Raw genomic sequence first — 17,643 nt, 5'->3', positions numbered from 1 at the left:
GCTCCCACAGGGTACGCGCCAACTCAAACCCGAGTGGGAGCTTCCCATGCTGAACCTTATTCTTCCCATCCTGCTGTTCACCGCCCTCGGCCTGGCCGTGCTCGGCGCTGTGCGGCGGGTGCGCATGTGGCGCCAGGGGCGACCGTCGAAGGTCAACCTGCTGGCCGGCCTGCTGGCCATGCCACGGCGCTACCTGGTCGATCTGCACCATGTGGTGGAGCGCGACAAGTACATGTCGAAAACCCACGTGGCCACCGCCGGCGGCTTCGTGCTCTCGGCCGTCCTGGCGATCATCGTCCATGGCTTCGGCCTGCGCAGCCAGATCCTCGGCTACGCCCTGCTGGCCGCCACGGTGCTGATGTTCTGTGGCGCGCTGTTCGTCTTCAAGCGCCGTCTCGACCCGCCTTCGCGGCTGTCGAAAGGCCCGTGGATGCGCCTGCCGAAAAGCCTGCTGGTGTTCTCCGCCACCTTCTTCATCGCCACGCTGCCGGTCGCCGGCATCCTGCCGGAAGGCTTCGGCGGCTGGCTGCTGGTGGCGTTGCTTGGCCTTGGCGTGGTCTGGGGCGTGTCCGAGCTGTTCTTCGGCATGACCTGGGGCGGCCCGATGAAGCACGCCTTCGCCGGTGCCCTGCACCTGGCCTGGCACCGCCGCGCCGAACGCTTCGGCGGCGGCCGCTCCACCGGCCTCAAGCCGCTGGACCTGGAAGACCGCAGCGCGCCCCTGGGTGTGGAAAAGCCCAAGGACTTCACCTGGAACCAGTTGCTCGGTTTCGATGCCTGCGTGCAGTGCGGCAAGTGCGAGGCCATGTGCCCCGCGTTCGCTGCTGGTCAGCCGCTCAATCCGAAAAAACTGATTCAGGACATGGTCATCGGTCTGGCCGGTGGCACCGATGCCCAGTTCGCCGGCAGCCCGTATCCGGGCAAGCCGATCGGCGAGCACGGCGGCAACCCGCACCAGCCGATCGTCAACGGCCTGGTGGACGCCGAGACCCTGTGGTCGTGCACCACGTGCCGCGCCTGCGTCGAGGAATGCCCGATGATGATCGAGCACGTCGATGCCATCGTCGACATGCGTCGCCACCTGACCCTGGAAAAAGGCGCCACCCCGAACAAGGGCGCCGAGGTGCTGGACAACCTGATCGCCACCGACAACCCCGGCGGCTTCAACCCCGGCGGGCGGATGAACTGGGCTGCCGACCTCAATCTGAAGGTGCTGTCGGAAGTGAAGTCCACCGAGGTGCTGTTCTGGGTCGGCGACGGTGCATTCGACATGCGCAACCAGCGCACCCTGCGCTCGCTGGTCAAGGTGCTCAAGGCCGCCAATGTCGACTTCGCCGTGCTCGGCCTGGAAGAACGCGACAGTGGTGATGTGGCGCGCCGCCTGGGCGACGAAGCCACCTTCCAGCAACTGGCCAAGCGCAATATCCAGACCCTGTCCAGATACCGCTTCCAGCGTATCGTCACCTGCGACCCGCACAGTTTCCATGTGCTGAAAAACGAATACGGCGCCTTCGGCGGCGACTACCTGGTGCAGCACCACAGCACCTACATCGCCGAGCTGCTGGATGCCGGCAAGCTGAACCTCGACGCCCACAAGGGCGGCAGCGTGACCTATCACGACCCATGCTACCTGGGCCGCTACAACGGCGAGTACGAGGCGCCGCGCCAGGTGCTGCGTGCCCTCGGCATCGAGGTCAAGGAAATGGAACGCTCCGGCTTCCGCTCGCGCTGCTGCGGCGGTGGCGGCGGCGCGCCGATCACTGACATTCCCGGCAAGCAGCGCATTCCCGACATGCGCATGGAAGACATCCGCCAGACCGGCGCCGAAGTGGTGGCGGTGGGTTGTCCACAGTGCACCGCGATGCTCGAAGGTGTGGTCGAGCCGCGTCCGCTGATCAAGGACCTGGCCGAACTGGTGGCCGATGCCCTGGTGGAAGGCGAAGCGCCAGGCAAGCCGGCTGCTGCCAGCAAACGTGAACCTGCGGAGGTGCACTGATGAGCGACATAATCCGCCGCGACCCGCGCGCCGAGTGGATCGCCCGTAACCGCCTGCACCCGCTGCACGCGGCCATGCAGGTGCAACAAGCATCGTGGATGGGGCCTGCCGGCGTCATCCGCAAGAACCCCCACGCGGTGGGCTTCATCGGCCCCAACGGCATCAAGCGTATCGACCGTAGCGGCGCCCAGCAGGGCGGCGGCAGCGGCAAGCGCAGCGCTGCGGTGGAAGTGCAGTTGCCGCTGCACCAGGTGCCGGCGCCGGCGTTCTACATCGCCGTGGTCCCGGACATGGTCGGCGGCCGCCTGAGCAGCCACGACCGCGACCTGCTGGGCCTTGCCCACAGCCTGGCCGGCAGCGACGGCGCCGTGCTGGCGGTGGTGTTCGGCGAGCACAAGGAAAGCAACTTCGCTGGCAACGGCGTCGATCGGCTGCTGCTGATCGACGGCGACGAATTCCAGGGTTATGCACCGGAGCAACGGATCCAGGGCCTGCGGGCTGTGGATAACCAGTTCGGGCCGCGTCACTGGCTGCTGCCCGACAGCCGCAGCGGGGGTGGCGAACTGGGCCGGCGTTTTGCCGCGGCCCTGGGCGAACGCCCGGCGACACGGGTCTGGGCGGTCAAGGACGGCGTGTGCAGCGGCCGCGCCGGCGCAGGCCAGCAGGACCTGGTGCGCAACCTGCCACGGCTGGTCCTGGCCAGCGCCGAATGCGCCGAGCCGGTCAGCGAAACCCGTCACGAAGCCCTGCCGGTGGAGTTGTCCACAGGCGTGGCGCGCAGCCTGTCGCGCATCGAAGATCTCGGCCCGGTGGCCGTGGACCCGGCAGCCATCGCCATGGCCGAGGCCGAGTTCATCGTCTCCGGCGGCAATGGCGTCAAGGACTGGGACCTGTTCCACCGCGCCACCGCTGCGCTGGGCGCCACCGAAGGCGCCTCGCGGGTGGCGGTGGACGATGGCTTCATGCCGCGCAACCGCCAGGTGGGCGCCACCGGTACCTGGGTGACCGCACGGGTCTACGTGGCGGTGGGGATTTCCGGAGCGATCCAGCACCTGCAGGGCATCGGCGCCTGCGACAAGGTGGTGGCGATCAACATGGATCCGGGCTGCGACATGATCAAGCGCGCCGACCTGTCGGTGATCGGCGACAGCGCGGCCATCCTCCAGGCCCTCATCGAGGCTGTGGACAACTTCCGCAACGGCGCCCGGCGCGACGCGGCATAAGGGCAGGGGATACACATGAACAGCAAAGTCATCAGCCTGGTCTCGGTCGGCGCCCACCCTACCTCGGGGCGCAGCCGCCGCGCCGAACAGGACGCCCGCGCCGTCGAGCTCGGTTTGCAATTGGCTGGGGATAACTTGCAGGTGCTGCATGCCGGCGACCCTCACGAAGAAGCGCTGCGTGCCTACCTGGGCATGGGCCTGGCGCAGATTGACGTACTGGAACAGCCTGCTGGCGCCGACGTGCTCGGCGTGCTGGGCGATTATCTGCGCGATGCCGGGGCGCAACTGGTGCTGACCGGCAGCCAGGCCGAAACCGGCGAAGGCTCGGGAATGCTCCCGTACCTGTTGGCCGAACGCCTGGGCTGGCCGCTGGTGGTGGGGTTGGCCGAGGTGGAATCCATCGACAACGGCAGCGCCCAGGTGCTGCAGGCGTTGCCGCGAGGCCAGCGGCGCCGGCTCAAGGTGCGCCTGCCATTCCTGGCGTCTGTGGATAACGCCGCGCCCAAGCCGCGCCAGAGTGCATTCGGCCCGGCACGGCGGGGTGTGCTGGCTGCGCGGGAGGTGGAGATTGTCGAAGACGACCTGTTCGCCAGCGCTGAACTGCAACCGGCGCGGCCGCGGCCCAAGCGGCTCAAGGTGATCAAGGCCAAGAGCGGTGCGGATCGCATGAAAGCGGCCACGGCCAAGGCCAGTGGCGGCGGTGGGCAGGTGCTCAAGGACGTCAGCCCACAGGCGGGGGCAGAGGCCATCATCAAGTTGCTGGTGGAAGAAGGCGTGTTGCGCTGAGCCTCTGCGTCGTGCGAGCGGCTTGAGCCGCGAATGGGCGCGAAGCGGCCACCAACCCGGCATCTCCGGTGGGCCAGTCACACCGGGGACTCAGGTTTACGTCGGCTTCGCCGCCGATCGCGGCTGAAGCCGCTCCACCGGTCAGGTGGCCAGACCTGCTGACAGATCTCACAAGATGTTTCAAATAGCCTCAATACTTCACCGATCTCCGACTTTCTTGTAGGCAAATTCCCAAGCATACTTCCGCGCCCTCCCAGCAGTTGCGTCCCGTGGAATCGCTGCCTAGTCTGCGACGGTCGTTGCTCATCAACGACCGGCTTTGACAGGCCGACTTACTAGACGCCACGGCTGTTATGGCAGCTGTGCGCGTGGGCATCTTCGGGTGCGCCGGTTTGTCTAGTTGCCGGTCTGTCAACCCGCGTACAGCTGCCACCATCTGTTTGACAGCCGGTCGTGGTAGCTCCACCTCAGACTGGACATCACCCATGAAGAAAATCGTTCCCGACCCGCCTCGTGCGCTTTTTATCAAGCCCGGTGTCACCCACGCCGATGCCGTACGCAACGCGGCCGATTACCTCGACAAAGCCATCGCCACCGTCGAACTGCTCCCGCCATTGATCCGCCAGAAAGACCAGGACCTGCTGCAGCAGGCCATCGTCCAGATGGAGGTCAGCCGCGCCATGCTGAAGATCGCCCTGGCGCCGTCCACCGAGCGGGTGCGCATCTGAAGGGCATTTGCCCACAATCCTTGTTGGCGGCTCTGTGGATAAACTGTTCGCCCTGTGCCGAAGGCCTTTATTCACGGGGCTTCCAGAGGTTTGTTCAAAAAATGATCAAAACGCCGATCCAAGCATCTCAACACCCTCGAAAGCCAGGCTTGTCAGTGCCTTGACGGCTTATCCACATGGCATTTCCAGCGCCCTGAAGATTCCCACATTCTCTGTTGGCCCCTTTGTGGATAAGGTGTTCGCCAAGCGCTGGGAGCCCTGAATTCAGTGGCTTACAGAAATAAGATCAAAAAATGATCAATCACGGGCTGTGCACAGATTTGGTTGCCGGGGGAGTTTTCCACAGCGGTTGCCCACAATTGCTGTGGGCCGAGCTGTGGATAAAGTGTTGGTCAGCGGCTGTCGGCCCCGCGTTTGCGGGGCCGATCTGCTATTGATCGAAAAATGATCAGGCTGGAGTGAAAGACAATCGCGGGGTGGCGCGTTTACTGCGCCGACACATCCTTCAGGTAAGGCGCGGGCTCCGCGCCGAGGTTGGCCAGCACGCGCTGGCTGTACCAGTCGATGAAGTTGACCACGCCGAACTCGTAGGTTTTCGAATACGGCCCTGGCTGGTAAGCGGTGGAGTTGATGCCGCGCTGGTTCTCTTCGGCCAGGCGACGGTCCTGGTCGTTGGTGGCGTCCCACACTTCGCGCATGCGCTGCGGGTCGTAGTCGACGCCTTCGACGGCGTCCTTGCGCACCAGCCACTTGGTGGTGACCTTGGTTTCCTGGGCGCTGATCGGCCACACGGTGAAGACGATCATGTGGTCGCCCATGCAGTGGTTCCACGAATGCGGCAGGTGCAGGATGCGCATCGAGCCCAGGTCGGGGTTCTGGATGCGGCCCATGAGCTTCTGGCAGGCCTGCTTGCCGTCCATGGTCATCGACACGGTGCCCTTGAGCAGCGGCATGCGCACGATGCGGTTACGCAGGCCATGGCTCTTGTGCAGGTACGGGATCTTCTCGGCTTCCCAAGCGGCGGCGGAGGCGGCCACATGGTCCTTGAACGACTGGGTGGCACGCGGATCGTTGGTGTCGTCCCATTCCAGCAGGGTGTTGAGCAGTTCAGGGTGCGAGCCGCTGCAGTGGTAGCACTCGCGGTTGTTTTCCAGCACCAGTTTCCAGTTGGCCTTTTCCATCAGGGTGGTCTGCACGGCCACCTTGGTGTTTTCCATGTCGTACGGTTCCATGTAGTGCGCCAGGGTGGCGAGGAACTCGTCGATGGCCGGCGGGTTCTGCGCCAGGCTGATGAAGATGTAGCCGCCGGCGACCTTCACATGGACCGGCTTGAGGCCGTACTGCTTCATGTCGAAGTCGGCGCCCATCTCGGTGCCGGCGAACAGCAGGCGGCCGTCCAGTTCGTAGGTCCACTGGTGGTACGGGCAGACCAGTTTCGCCACCTTGCCCTTGTCGCTGGTGCACAGGCGCGAGCCGCGGTGACGGCAGACGTTGTGGAAGGCATGCACCTGGCCCTCGGCACCGCGCACCACCATGATCGGGTTCTTGCCGATCTCCAGGGTGAGGAAGTTGCCCTTGGCCGGGATCTCGCAGGTCATGCCGGCGATCAGCCATTCCTTGTGGAAGATCTCCTCCATGTCGATCTGGAACAGACGCTCGTCGGTGTAGAACGGTTGCGGCAGCGAGAAGGTGCGTTCGCGGTTCTGCAGCATCTCGGCGGTGGCCTTGCGTGCGGGTTCCAGCGGGTCGCCCAGGCTCAGGGTTGCGGTGACGTCCATCGTGTAGGTCCTCATGGCCTGTTCGGCCGGCGAAAGTGGCTAATCGTTGTTATGCGACGCAAGGCAAATGCAGCGGGATCATTTGCGACGGAGTGTGCGTCCGGGCACGACGACAACCATATCCATGGGCGACATGGCCGAATCCGTTTCCGACGACCCAGCCCTTGCCGCTGGGGGCTGGTCGCGATAAGCACGCCGATGTCGTGAATGGGTAAGTGTGGCGCTCGCGGCTTGAGCATTATCGTCGCCATGAGGGCCGCAGTCGGCCGTGGAGAAGAACAACATGTCCAATGCCTTTCTCAATCCGGTGACCACCCAGACCTGGGCCAACGGTCGTCACGTCGTCCGTTGCGTCAAGGTCATCCAGGAAACCTGGGATGTACGCACTTTCTGCTTCATGGCCGACCAGCCGATCATGTTCTTCTTCAAGCCGGGGCAGTTCGTCACCCTGGAGCTGGAGATCGACGGCCAGCAGGTGATGCGGTCGTACACCATTTCCAGTTCTCCGTCGGTGCCCTACAGCTTCTCGGTGACCATCAAGCGCGTCCCCGGCGGCAAGGTGTCCAACTACCTGCACGACACCCTGCACGAAGGCCAGGAGCTGGCGGTGCACGGGCCGGTGGGGCTGTTCAACGCGATGGACTTCCCCAGCCCGAAAGTGCTGTACCTCAGCGGCGGCGTCGGCATCACGCCAGTCATGTCCATGGCCCGCTGGTTCTACGACACCAACGGCAATGTCGACATGGTGTTCGTGCACAGTGCCCGCTCGCCGAAAGACATCATCTATCACCGCGAGCTGGAGCACATGGCCTCGCGGATCCCCAACTTCAGCCTGCACATCATTTGCGAGAAGCACGGGCTGGGTGAGCCCTGGGCCGGTTATCGCGGCTACCTGAACCACAAGCTGCTGGAGCTGATGGCCCCGGACTTCATGGATCGGGAGATCTTCTGCTGCGGCCCGACGCCGTACATGACGGCGGTCAAGCGCCTGCTCGAAGCCGCCGGCTACGACATGAGCCGCTATCACGAGGAGTCGTTCGGCGCGACGCCACCGGAGGCCAAGGCCGACGCGGTGGAACATGCCGAGCAGGCTGCGGAAGCGGCCGAGGAAATCACCCCTGGCGACCTGCACCTGGTGGAGTTCACCGCCACCGGCAAGAGCAGCCGCATCGCCCCCGGCGAGACGGTGCACGCGGCGGCGGCGAAGGTCGGGCTGATGATCCCCAAGGCCTGCGGCATGGGCATCTGCGGCACCTGCAAGGTCCTCAAGCTGGGTGGCGAAGTGGAGATGGAGCACAACGGCGGCATCACCGACGAGGACGTGGCCGAGGGCTACATCCTGTCGTGCTGCAGCGTGCCGAAAGGGGACGTGCGAATCGAGTATTGAGGTTCAGTACAGCGACAGGTGGGCGCTGTTGAACAGCATGACCCACACCATCAAGCCCGCGAGCGCCAGCACGCGGGCTTTTGTTTTCAAGGGGGTGGCCGACACCGCGCACAGCTGGCCATGAGCATGGACGGCCATGGCGCTCACCATGGCCAGCGCGAACAGCAGCACCGCGGTGGTGCCGAGCCCGGTGAAGACGCGCTCGCCCACCAGCCGCAGGCTCACCACGCTGTCCACCGCCGGAATCGCTGAAGCCATGAGAGCGCCCAGCGACATCAGCCACAGCGCCGGCAGTGCGATGCCGGCATAGCTCGGCGCGCCCTTGCTGGCCAGCGGCGTGAGGCTGATCTGCCACAGCGCCGCCAGCGCGGCCAGCAGCCCGAAGGACGCCCAGGAAAACCCCGGCCGGCGTTGTGCGGTATCCACTTCAAGAAGCAGCAGTGCGCCTAACGTCAGCACGCCGAAGGTGATCGCGAGCAGCGGGGCGAGCAGGCGCTGCAGGCGATGCAGCAAGGGCTGGCCGATCAGCGCGAGCAGGAGGGCGAGCATCAGTGCCACGACCTGCCAGCTGGCGGAATCGCCTGGCAGCAGGTGCGTGGCAACCCGGCCGAGCATGTCCAGGTGCAGCACGTAGATCACGATGGCGACCGGCAACAGCAAGGTCCCGGCCGACAGCGACCGGTGGCGGGCCGGCACCAGGCTGGCCAGGAGCACGGCCGGGACGATGGCCAGCAATGATTGCCAGAGGCTCAGCCCTTGCAGCGGACCGACGAAGCCGATCGCCAGCGGTGCGGGCAGGAAGTTGCTGGTAAACCAGAACGCGCCGGTCTGGCGGTTCGAGGTGGGGGCCGTGTTCATGGGCGGTCTGGCCTCTGCGGGCAATGGCGAGGCCGCGAGGTTAGGGACTGGCCGGAATCTTTACAGAGGGAAATTGCTTCAAATCATGCGTGGGAAACAGGGCCGGATTACCGGTAAATGGGCGGTTTCCGGGGGATTTTGGCGGGGGTTGTAGGACGGTGGTGTGGCGGGTCTGCTGATGATGGAATGTTTCTGTAGGGATGGTCGGGGATGGCGGGATTCTGTAGGGCGATTCCTGGCCTTGCTGTCGTGTTTTTTGGTGGCTCAGATGGCCTGATCGCTGGCTTGCCAGCGATCAGGCCCTCAGGGATTCGCTCAGATCCTGAATTTGTTCACCAGGTTGTTCAGGTCCACCGCCAGCCGCGACAGCTCGGCGCTGGCCGCGCTGGTCTGATGCGCGCCGGTCGCTGATTGCACCGACAGGTCGTTGATGTTGACCAGGTTGCGGTCCACTTCCCGCGCCACCTGGGCCTGTTCTTCCGCGGCGCTGGCGATCACCAGGTTGCGCTCGTTGATCTGCGCCACCGCGCCGGTGATGGTTTCCAGCGCCGAGCCTGCGCCACGGGCGATGCTCAGGGTCGATTCGGCGCGCTCAGTGCTGTTGCGCATGGAGCTTACGGCCTGCTCGGTGCCGCCCTGGATGCTGCTGACCATGCGCTCGATTTCCGAGGTGGACTGCTGGGTGCGGTGGGCGAGGGCGCGGACTTCGTCGGCGACCACGGCAAAGCCACGTCCGGCTTCGCCGGCACGGGCCGCTTCGATGGCGGCGTTGAGGGCCAGCAGGTTGGTCTGGTCGGCCAGGCCGCGGATCACGTCGAGCACCTTACCGATATCGCGGGACTGTTCGGCCAGGTTGCCCACCAGCACCGAGGTGCTCTGGACGTCGGTGCTCATGCGTTCGATGGCGGTGACGGTTTCCATCACCAGGTCACGGCCATCACCGGCCGAGCGGGTGGCTTCCTGGGATGCCTCGGAGGTGCTGACCGCATTGCGTGCCACTTCTTCCACGGCGCTGGTCATCTCGGTAACGGCGGTGGCGGCCTGTTCGATTTCGTTGTTCTGCTGTTGCAGGCCGCGGGCGCTTTCTTCGGTGACGCTGTTCAGCTCTTCGGCTGCCGAGGCCAGTTGGGTGGCGGAGCCGGAGATCTGCTGCAGGGTGTCGCGCAGCTGTTCCTGCATCTTCGCCACGGCCCGTTGCAGGCGCGCCGGCTCGTCGTTGCCTTCGGGGCGAACGGTGTGGGTCAGGTCGCCGGCGGCGATCTGCTCGGCCACGCCAAGCACTTCCTCGATGGGTTTGACGATGCTGCGGGTCAGGAGGATGGCGCAGAGGAAGGTGAGCACGGTCGCTGCCACCAGCAGGGCAATGACCAGGGTGAAGGCGGTGGCGTACTGATCGGCGGCGGCCTGGTTGATGTCGCGGGTCTGCTCGGTGTTGATCTTCACCAGCTTGTCCAGCACCACGGTGATCTGCTCAAGGTTCTGCAGCAGGTCGCGGTTGATCATGTCGCGCAGGGCGGGCAGGTCGTTGCTTTGCGACAACTGGCGCATGCGGCTTTCGAGCTGGCGGTACTGGCCGAGCAGCTGCACGTACTGGTTGTAGGTGGCGCGCTCTTCGTCGGCGGCGATCAGCGGTTCGTAGATCTTGCGCTGGGTGTCGATCTGTTCGTTGCGCTGGTCGAGCTGGGTGAAGGTGTTTTGCTGCACGTCTGCTTCACGGTTCATCAGCAGGCGGTAGGACAGCGTGCGCAGGCGCAGGGTCTGCAGGTTGATCTGGTCCAGGCTCTTGATGCTCGGCACGGTGATCTGTTCGATGTCTTCACCGGCTTCGCGGATCTTGCTCATCTGGTTCAGGGCGAAGATGCCCAGGGTAAGCATCAGCGCGCCGATCAGCGCAAACCCCAGGAGTGCACGCGGGGCAATATTCATGTTGCGAAGGGACATGGGTCGGTTCCGAAACAAGGGGACGCGATCCATGCGACGGTTGGCAGTGTTTCATTGCCTATCGGCACGTCTGCAACGGGACTTGAGTGGTTGTCCTACAAAAAAATGGCCGTTCATCGGCAAGCGTTGCCGGCCTGACCCGACCAACTGCGGGAACAAGATGCCCCTCTTCGGGTCAATCTGCACCAACGCGGGGCTCTAGCCCCGATATTTCTGGCGGGCATGTCGAGATTTCTTTATCGTGTGCGCCCCCTGCAACCACCCCCGAGAAGGCCATCATGCTGGACAACACCCTGAGTCAACTGGAACAACTGGTCGGCGAGCTGCTGCAGAAAAACCAGCAACTGACCGAGCGCAACGAACAACTGAACAGCGAACTGGCCCAGGCCCGTGACGAGAACGAAAGCCTGCAACTGAACCTGATGGAACAGGAAGAGAAGCACGGTGCCACCGCCGCCCGTATCCAGGCGCTGATCGACCGTGCCAGCGCGGGTGCCGTTAGCGCATGAACGAGAACGCGCAGACGATCAACGTCGTCTCGATCATGGGCAACGACTACTCGATCAAGGCCCCGGCGGGCCAGGAGCATGTGCTCAACGAGGCAGTCCGGATGCTCAAGGCGTCCCTGGCCGATACCAAGCGCAGCTACCCGTCGCTGATCGGTGACAAGCTGCTGGTGCTCGCGGCGCTGAACCTGTGCTCGCGGCAGATCGAGCAACAGCAGGCGCATCAGCGCACCCTCGACCGTTATCAAGAGCAAGTCAGCGCCACGGTCGATGCCATCTCCCAGGCCATCGACAACAGTTGATCGCCCCGTGTGGGAGCTTTTCCGGCTCCCGCACACCTGTCCCATTCCCTTCGATACGCTCATGACCCTGGTTTTTTCAGGGATATCGTCGTGCCCGTCTGGAAATATCGTATACCTATGATGTATACAATTGGCCTGTCATTTGCAGTACAGGTTTTTATTTCTCAGAGGGAACCCCATGCATTTCTGGCGGCGCAGTATCCAGTGGCAACTCATTGCAAGCATGGGCGCAGCCCTGTTGGTGAGCATTTTGATCGTGGTCGGGATCTACGCCGTGGCGGTGAATCGGCTGACCGAGCGTTACCTGGTGAACACGGCGCTGCCGGCAAGCATTGAGGCCATTCGTAACGATGTCGAACGGATGCTGGCGCGGCCGCTGACCGCCGCCGCCGACATCGCCAACAACACCCTGCTGCGCGACTGGCTCGCCGCCGGCGAAGACCCGGCCCTGGCGCCGGCAGTGGTCGAGTACCTGGAGGCCATGCGCCTGCACAACAAGGCCTTCACCTCGGTGTATGCCTCGACCCTGACCAACCACTACTACAACGAGAAGGGCCTGGATCGGACACTGAGCCGCAGCAATCCTGTAGACAAATGGTTCTACGGTTTCATCGACAGCGGCGACCCGCGCATGCTCAACATCGATACCGACACCAGCACCGGCGAGCTGGCGTTGTTCATCGATTACCGGGTGGAGAAGGACGGCAAGCTGGTGGGTGTTGGCGGGCTGGGCCTGCGCATGACCGAAATGTCCGAGCTGATCCACAACTTCAGCTTCGGCGAGCATGGCCGGGTGATGCTGGTACGCGGCGATGGCCTGATCCAGGTGCATCCGCAGAGCGAACACGGCGGCAAGCGGCAATTGGCCGAACAGATCGGCGAAGCGGCGACCCAGACCATCCTGCTCAATCATGACGGTTTCGAGAGCGTGAGCTTCGAGCGTGATGGCGAACGCTGGCTGGCCCTGAGCCTGCCGCTGCGCGACCTGAACTGGCGACTGGTGGCCGAGGTGCCGGAGTCGCAGATCTATGCCCAGGCGAAGGAAACCGTATGGCTGACCAGCCTGATCGGTGGCGCCGTGGCGTTGCTGTCGCTGCTGCTGGTAGTGCTGCTGGCCCGCGGCATCGTGCGGCCGCTGCGCCAGGTGACCGCTGCGCTGGGGGCCATCGGCGATGGCGGCGGAGACCTCAGCCACCGTCTCGACGAAAGCCGCCGCGACGAGCTGGGCGACCTGGCCCGCGGCTTCAACCGCTTCCTCGACAGCCAGCGCAGCCTGATCGGCCAGGTGCTGCGCACCAGCGAACACCTGCGCAAGGAAGTGGGCCAGGTCATCCAGGTGGTGGTGAGTACCGCCGACCGCTCGGTGAAGCAGCAGGAGATGACCGAGATGGTCGCCACTGCGGTGCACCAGATGGGCCTGACCGTGCAGGAAATCGCGCAGAATGCTGGCGAAGCGGCCCACGCCTCGCAGACCGCACGGGACGAAGCCCTGCAGGCGCGGGATGTGGTGCAGCGTTCCATTGCCCATATCGAAGGTATGTCGGGCGAGATCGGTACGGCGGCCGACGCCGTGAGCGAGCTGGCCGAGGAAGTAGCGTCCATCGACAAGGTGTTGGCGGTGATCCGCAGCATTTCCGAGCAGACCAACCTGCTGGCGCTCAATGCCGCGATCGAAGCGGCGCGGGCGGGCGAGATGGGGCGCGGGTTCGCGGTGGTGGCCGATGAAGTGCGTACGTTGGCGCAGCGCACCCAGGTGTCCACCGGCGAGATCCAGCAGATGATCCAGCGCCTGAAGCAGGGCACCGGTGTGGCGGTGGAGTCGATGCATGCCGGGCAGGCGGCGACGGGGACGGGCGTGGAGTCGAGCCAGTTGACCGGTGACTCGCTGACCACCATCACCGGGCAGGTGGAGCGCATCAGCGACATGAACCTGCAGGTGGCGACGGCCACCGAGGAACAGTCGGCGGTGACCGAAGAGATCAACCGCAATGTGCAGGGCATCTCCGACCTGGCGCGCCGGACGGCGGCGGAGGTGGAAGCGTGCAGGAAGGATTGCGAGGCGTTGCAGACGCTGGCCGATGACCTGGCCAGGCAGATGGGCGGGTTCCGACTCTAGATCTTCAGGGATCCCATCGCCGGCAACGCCGGCTCCCACAAGGTGAACACCACCGAACCTTGTGGGAGCTGGCATTGCCAGCGATTGGCCCCGGAGGGCAATGGAAGATCAGGCGCCCATCACCGCCCGGATATCCGCCGCCAGTTCCCGCACCCGCGCTTCCTCGGTGTCCCAGGAACACATGAACCGCGCCCCACCACTGCCGATGAAGGTATAGAAGCGCCAGCCTTTATTACGCAGCATTTCCAGCGCCGCTTCCGGCATCTGCAGGAACACGCCGTTGGCTTCCACCGGGAACATCAGTTCGACCCCCGGCACATCCGCCACCAGACTGCTCAGCAACTGCGCACAGTGGTTGGCGTGGGCCCCATGGCGCAGCCAGGCACCGCTCTCCAGCAGCCCGACCCAGGGCGCCGACAGGAAGCGCATCTTCGACGCCAGTTGCCCGGCCTGCTTGCAGCGGTAGTCGAAGTCTTCGGCCAGCTTGCGGTTGAAGAACAGGATGGCTTCACCCACCGCCATGCCGTTCTTGGTGCCGCCGAAGCAGAGCACGTCGATCCCGGCTTTCCAGGTCAGTTCCGCCGGCGAGCAGCCGAGGAAGGCGCAGGCGTTGGTGAAGCGTGCGCCGTCCATGTGCAGGTTCAGGCCCAGTTCCTTGCAGGTGTCGCTGATGGCCTTGAGTTCGTCGGGGCGGTAGACGCTGCCGACTTCGGTGGCCTGGGTGATGGTCACCACGCGAGGCTTGGGGTAGTGGATGTCCTGGCGCTTGAGCGCCACTTCGCGGATCGACTCGGGGGTCAGCTTGCCGTTCACGCTGCGGGCGGTGAGCAGCTTGGAGCCGTTGGAGAAGAATTCCGGCGCGCCGCATTCGTCGGTCTCGACGTGGGCGGTCTCGGAGCAGATCACGCTGTGGTAGCTCTGGCACAGCGACGACAGGGCCAGGGAGTTGGCCGCCGTGCCGTTGAAGGCGAAGAACACCTCGCAGTCGGTTTCGAACAGCTTGCGGAAATGATCGGCGGCGCGGGCCGTCCACTGGTCGTCGCCGTAGGCGCGTTCGTGGCCGTGGTTGGCCTTTTCCATGGCGGCCCAGGCCTCGGGGCAGATGCCGGAATAGTTGTCGCTGGCGAATTGCTGGCTTTGTTCTGTCATGGCGCGTGTCCTGTGAGCGAGGCAGGAGAGCACTCTAAATCATCGCTTGCGAGGTTGCCTATACAACCTGGTTGCGATGTCGTTTTTGCGGGCCAATCGCCGGCAACGCCGGCTCCCACAAGGTGTGATCGCCGCCGAACCCTGTGGGAGCTGGCGTTGCCAGCGATGAAGCCCGAAAGAGCGACTATCGCAAACAAGACAAAACAATGTCGTAAACGCACCTTTGCGTGGCGTGCGCAGGCATCTGAAAGGCCCGGTCCAGTCATACCATCGCTGCAAAGGACACCCGTCCACGCCACGGGTTCCACTTAACAAGACCCACGCCGCTGCCGGAGAAATGCGATGTTCAGCAAGCAAGACCAGATTCAGGGTTACGACGATGCACTGCTGGCGGCGATGAATGCCGAAGAGCAACGTCAGGAAGATCACATCGAGCTGATCGCTTCCGAAAACTACACCAGCAAGCGCGTCATGCAGGCCCAGGGCAGCGGCCTGACCAACAAGTACGCCGAAGGCTATCCGGGCAAGCGCTACTACGGTGGCTGCGAGCACGTCGACAAGGTCGAGGCGCTGGCCATCGAACGCGCCAAGCAACTGTTCGGCGCCGACTACGCCAACGTCCAGCCGCACTCCGGTTCGTCCGCCAACAGCGCGGTGTACCTGGCCCTGCTGCAGGCCGGCGACACCATCCTGGGCATGAGCCTGGCCCACGGCGGCCACCTGACCCACGGCGCCAAGGTGTCGTCCTCGGGCAAGCTGTACAACGCCGTCCAGTACGGCATCGACACCAACACTGGCCTGATCGACTACGACGAAGTCGAGCGCCTGGCCGTCGAGCACAAGCCGAAGATGATCGTCGCCGGCTTCTCCGCCTACTCCAAGACCCTCGACTTCCCGCGCTTCCGCCAGATCGCCGACAAGGTCGGTGCCCTGCTGTTCGTCGACATGGCCCACGTCGCCGGCCTGGTGGCCGCTGGCCTGTACCCGAACCCGATTCCGTTCGCCGACGTGGTCACCACCACCACCCACAAGACCCTGCGCGGTCCACGCGGTGGCCTGATCCTGGCCAAGGCCAACGAAGAGATCGAGAAGAAACTCAACGCTGCAGTCTTCCCTGGCGCCCAGGGCGGCCCGCTGATGCATGTGATCGCCGCCAAGGCCGTGTGCTTCAAGGAAGCGCTGGAGCCCGGCTTCAAGGCCTACCAGCAACAAGTCATCGAGAACGCCCAGGCCATGGCTGGCGTGTTCATCGAGCGCGGCTACGATGTAGTGTCCGGCGGCACCGACAACCACCTGTTCCTGGTCAGCCTGATCCGTCAGGGCCTGACCGGCAAAGAGGCCGACGCTGCCCTGGGTCGCGCCCACATCACCGTCAACAAGAACGCCGTGCCGAACGACCCGCAATCGCCGTTCGTGACCTCGGGCCTGCGTATCGGCACCCCGGCCGTCACCACCCGCGGCTTCAAGGTCGCCCAGTGCGTGGCGCTGGCCGGCTGGATCTGCGACATCCTCGACAACCTCGGCGATGCCGATGTGGAAGCCGATGTGGCGCGCAACGTGTCGGCACTGTGTGCGGACTTCCCGGTTTACCGCTGAGTGGAGTAACAGACCATGCAACGCTATTCGGGCTTCGGCCTCTTCAAACACTCCCTCAGCCACCACGAGAACTGGCAGCGCATGTGGCGCACGCCGACCCCTAAAAAGGTCTATGACGTGGTTATCGTCGGCGGTGGCGGCCACGGCCTGGCCACGGCCTACTACCTGGCCAAGGAACACGGCATCACCAACGTCGCGGTAGTGGAAAAGGGCTGGCTGGGCGGCGGCAACACTGCCCGCAACACCACCATCGTGCGTTCCAACTACCTGTGGGACGAGTCGGCGCACCTCTACGAGCACGCCATGAAACTCTGGGAAGGCCTGTCCCAGGACATCAACTACAACGTGATGTTCTCCCAGCGCGGCGTCTACAACCTTTGCCACACCCTGCAGGACATGCGTGACTCCGAGCGCCGGGTCAACGCCAACCGCCTCAACGGCGTGGACGGCGAACTGCTCAACGCCAAGCAGGTGGCCGACGAGATTCCGTACCTGGACTGCTCGAAGAACACCCGTTACCCGATCATCGGCGCCACCGTGCAGCGTCGCGGCGGCGTGGCCCGTCACGACGCCGTGGCCTGGGGCTTCGCCCGTGCCGCCGACGCCCTGGGCGTGGACCTGATCCAGCAGACCGAAGTGATCGGCTTCCGCAAGGAAAACAACACCGTGATCGGCGTGGAGACCAACAAGGGCTTCATCGGCGCCAAGCGCGTCGGCGTGGTCACCGCCGGTAACTCCGGGCACATGGCGCGCCTGGCCGGCTTCCGCCTGCCGCTCGAATCCCACCCGCTGCAGGCGCTGGTGTCCGAGCCGATCAAGCCGATCATCGACAGCGTGATCATGTCCAACGCCGTGCACGGCTACATCAGCCAGTCGGACAAGGGCGACCTGGTCATCGGCGCCGGTATCGACGGCTGGGTCGGCTACGGCCAGCGCGGTTCGTACCCGGTGATCGAGCACACCCTGCAGGCCATCGTCGAGATGTTCCCGATCCTCTCCCGCGTGCGCATGAACCGCCAGTGGGGCGGCATCGTCGACACCTCGCCGGACGCCTGCCCGATCATCTCCAAGACCCCGGTCAAGAACATGTTCTTCAACTGCGGCTGGGGTACTGGCGGCTTCAAGGCCACCCCAGGTTCGGGCAACGTCTTTGCCGCGAGCCTGGCCAAGGGCGAAATGCACCCGCTGGCCAAACCGTTTTCCATCGACCGTTTCCACAACGGCGCCCTGATCGACGAACACGGCGCAGCCGCCGTCGCCCACTAACAGGAGAATTC

General features: G+C 64.5%; 14 protein-coding genes and 2 pseudogenes. 11 read left to right on the top strand and 5 right to left on the bottom strand.

The genetic code is table 11. The features are described 5' to 3' along the window. Positions 1 to 46: 46 nt before the first annotated feature. The 4 genes from dgcB (at position 47) to AC05QJ_RS29925 (ending at position 4,733) form a co-directional block, all read left to right on the top strand. A complete protein-coding gene (gene dgcB, locus AC05QJ_RS29940; protein ID WP_476744769.1) occupies positions 47 to 1,996 on the top strand; it encodes a dimethylglycine demethylation protein DgcB in 1,950 nt (649 codons plus the stop codon). After that, the gene (gene etfA, locus AC05QJ_RS29935; RefSeq protein ID WP_476744768.1) at positions 1,996 to 3,219 is read left to right on the top strand and encodes an electron transfer flavoprotein subunit alpha; all 1,224 of its coding nucleotides are present in this window, start codon (positions 1,996 to 1,998) and stop codon (positions 3,217 to 3,219) included. Before dgcB ends, etfA begins: the two co-directional genes overlap by 1 nt. A gap of 15 nt (positions 3,220 to 3,234) precedes the next feature. Beyond that, on the top strand, positions 3,235 to 4,005 hold the full coding sequence (gene etfB, locus AC05QJ_RS29930; protein WP_476744767.1) for an electron transfer flavoprotein subunit beta: 771 nt from the start codon (positions 3,235 to 3,237) through the stop codon (positions 4,003 to 4,005). A 485-nt stretch (positions 4,006 to 4,490) separates the two neighbouring features. Continuing rightward, positions 4,491 to 4,733, top strand: a complete 243-nt coding sequence (locus tag AC05QJ_RS29925; RefSeq protein WP_476744766.1) for a hypothetical protein — start codon at positions 4,491 to 4,493, stop codon at positions 4,731 to 4,733. Positions 4,734 to 5,218: 485 nt separating this feature from the next. Here the strand turns inward: AC05QJ_RS29925 and gbcA are convergent, their stop codons facing one another. After that, positions 5,219 to 6,511, bottom strand: a complete 1,293-nt coding sequence (gbcA, locus tag AC05QJ_RS29920) for a glycine-betaine demethylase subunit GbcA (protein WP_476744765.1) — start codon at positions 6,509 to 6,511, stop codon at positions 5,219 to 5,221. 283 nt (positions 6,512 to 6,794) lie between these two features. On the opposite strand from gbcA, the gene gbcB reads away from it, so the two are divergent. Continuing rightward, positions 6,795 to 7,898 carry a glycine-betaine demethylase subunit GbcB gene (gbcB, locus tag AC05QJ_RS29915; RefSeq protein ID WP_476744764.1) on the top strand — a complete coding sequence of 368 codons (1,104 nt, stop codon included), beginning with the start codon at positions 6,795 to 6,797 and terminating at the stop codon, positions 7,896 to 7,898. A 3-nt stretch (positions 7,899 to 7,901) separates the two neighbouring features. Here gbcB and AC05QJ_RS29910 read toward each other — a convergent pair whose 3' ends face one another. The 3 genes and pseudogenes from AC05QJ_RS29910 to AC05QJ_RS29900 all read right to left on the bottom strand — a co-directional run. Continuing rightward, entirely contained in the window at positions 7,902 to 8,756 is an 855-nt protein-coding gene (locus AC05QJ_RS29910; protein WP_476744763.1) for an SLC5/6 family protein, read from the bottom strand. A 315-nt stretch (positions 8,757 to 9,071) separates the two neighbouring features. Next, the gene (locus AC05QJ_RS29905; RefSeq protein ID WP_476748034.1) at positions 9,072 to 9,935 is read right to left on the bottom strand and encodes a methyl-accepting chemotaxis protein; all 864 of its coding nucleotides are present in this window, start codon (positions 9,933 to 9,935) and stop codon (positions 9,072 to 9,074) included. Beyond that, positions 9,927 to 10,682 (bottom strand): annotated as a pseudogene (locus tag AC05QJ_RS29900) (MCP four helix bundle domain-containing protein); the annotation flags it as partial. The gene AC05QJ_RS29905 and the pseudogene AC05QJ_RS29900, both read right to left, overlap by 9 nt. Before the next feature lie 293 nt (positions 10,683 to 10,975). On the opposite strand from AC05QJ_RS29900, the gene AC05QJ_RS29895 reads away from it, so the two are divergent. From AC05QJ_RS29895 to AC05QJ_RS29880, 4 genes and pseudogenes are all read left to right on the top strand, one after another. Further along, complete coding sequence (locus AC05QJ_RS29895) at positions 10,976 to 11,206, top strand: hypothetical protein (RefSeq protein ID WP_476744762.1); 231 nt, start codon at positions 10,976 to 10,978, stop codon at positions 11,204 to 11,206. Further along, positions 11,203 to 11,505 (top strand): cell division protein ZapA, encoded by a 303-nt coding sequence (locus AC05QJ_RS29890; protein ID WP_476744761.1) that lies wholly within the window; start codon positions 11,203 to 11,205, stop codon positions 11,503 to 11,505. The genes AC05QJ_RS29895 and AC05QJ_RS29890 overlap by 4 nt, the downstream gene beginning before the upstream one ends. A 178-nt stretch (positions 11,506 to 11,683) precedes the next feature. Further along, positions 11,684 to 12,757: pseudogene (locus AC05QJ_RS29885) on the top strand (cache domain-containing protein); the annotation flags it as partial. Between the two features lie 126 nt (positions 12,758 to 12,883). Continuing rightward, a complete protein-coding gene (locus AC05QJ_RS29880) occupies positions 12,884 to 13,621 on the top strand; it encodes a methyl-accepting chemotaxis protein (protein ID WP_476748033.1) in 738 nt (245 codons plus the stop codon). Positions 13,622 to 13,729: 108 nt separating this feature from the next. On the opposite strand, the gene AC05QJ_RS29875 is transcribed toward AC05QJ_RS29880, so the two are convergent. Further along, positions 13,730 to 14,770 carry a threonine aldolase family protein gene (locus tag AC05QJ_RS29875; RefSeq protein WP_476744760.1) on the bottom strand — a complete coding sequence of 347 codons (1,041 nt, stop codon included), beginning with the start codon at positions 14,768 to 14,770 and terminating at the stop codon, positions 13,730 to 13,732. A gap of 342 nt (positions 14,771 to 15,112) precedes the next feature. Here AC05QJ_RS29875 and glyA point away from each other — a divergent pair, with 342 nt between their 5' ends. Together glyA and AC05QJ_RS29865 are read left to right on the top strand one after the other, a co-directional pair. Continuing rightward, positions 15,113 to 16,366: a serine hydroxymethyltransferase gene (gene glyA, locus AC05QJ_RS29870; RefSeq protein WP_476744759.1), complete on the top strand. Its 1,254-nt coding sequence runs from the start codon at positions 15,113 to 15,115 to the stop codon at positions 16,364 to 16,366. A gap of 15 nt (positions 16,367 to 16,381) precedes the next feature. Beyond that, on the top strand, positions 16,382 to 17,632 hold the full coding sequence (locus tag AC05QJ_RS29865) for a sarcosine oxidase subunit beta family protein (protein WP_476744758.1): 1,251 nt from the start codon (positions 16,382 to 16,384) through the stop codon (positions 17,630 to 17,632). The last annotated feature ends 11 nt before the right edge of the window (positions 17,633 to 17,643 follow it).

This window comes from Pseudomonas sp. TUM25319 (assembly GCF_056388475.1).
Note: the sequence above shows the minus strand (reverse complement) of the source record. Positions and strands in the feature narration are given on the sequence as shown.

Excerpts from the sequence above, each read along its gene's own strand:
- etfA (WP_476744768.1), top strand. The coding sequence starts at position 1,996 with ATGAGCGACATAATCCGCCGCGACCCGCGCGCCGAGTGGATCGCCCGT.
- AC05QJ_RS29875 (WP_476744760.1), bottom strand. The coding sequence starts at position 14,770 with ATGACAGAACAAAGCCAGCAATTCGCCAGCGACAACTATTCCGGCATC.
- AC05QJ_RS29910 (WP_476744763.1), bottom strand. The coding sequence starts at position 8,756 with ATGAACACGGCCCCCACCTCGAACCGCCAGACCGGCGCGTTCTGGTTT.
- dgcB (WP_476744769.1), top strand. The coding sequence starts at position 47 with ATGCTGAACCTTATTCTTCCCATCCTGCTGTTCACCGCCCTCGGCCTG.
- AC05QJ_RS29905 (WP_476748034.1), bottom strand. The coding sequence starts at position 9,935 with ATGCAGGAACAGCTGCGCGACACCCTGCAGCAGATCTCCGGCTCCGCC.
- AC05QJ_RS29865 (WP_476744758.1), top strand. The coding sequence starts at position 16,382 with ATGCAACGCTATTCGGGCTTCGGCCTCTTCAAACACTCCCTCAGCCAC.
- etfB (WP_476744767.1), top strand. The coding sequence starts at position 3,235 with ATGAACAGCAAAGTCATCAGCCTGGTCTCGGTCGGCGCCCACCCTACC.
- AC05QJ_RS29925 (WP_476744766.1), top strand. The coding sequence starts at position 4,491 with ATGAAGAAAATCGTTCCCGACCCGCCTCGTGCGCTTTTTATCAAGCCC.
- AC05QJ_RS29895 (WP_476744762.1), top strand. The coding sequence starts at position 10,976 with ATGCTGGACAACACCCTGAGTCAACTGGAACAACTGGTCGGCGAGCTG.
- AC05QJ_RS29890 (WP_476744761.1), top strand. The coding sequence starts at position 11,203 with ATGAACGAGAACGCGCAGACGATCAACGTCGTCTCGATCATGGGCAAC.
- AC05QJ_RS29880 (WP_476748033.1), top strand. The coding sequence starts at position 12,884 with ATGACCGAGATGGTCGCCACTGCGGTGCACCAGATGGGCCTGACCGTG.
- gbcB (WP_476744764.1), top strand. The coding sequence starts at position 6,795 with ATGTCCAATGCCTTTCTCAATCCGGTGACCACCCAGACCTGGGCCAAC.
- gbcA (WP_476744765.1), bottom strand. The coding sequence starts at position 6,511 with ATGGACGTCACCGCAACCCTGAGCCTGGGCGACCCGCTGGAACCCGCA.
- glyA (WP_476744759.1), top strand. The coding sequence starts at position 15,113 with ATGTTCAGCAAGCAAGACCAGATTCAGGGTTACGACGATGCACTGCTG.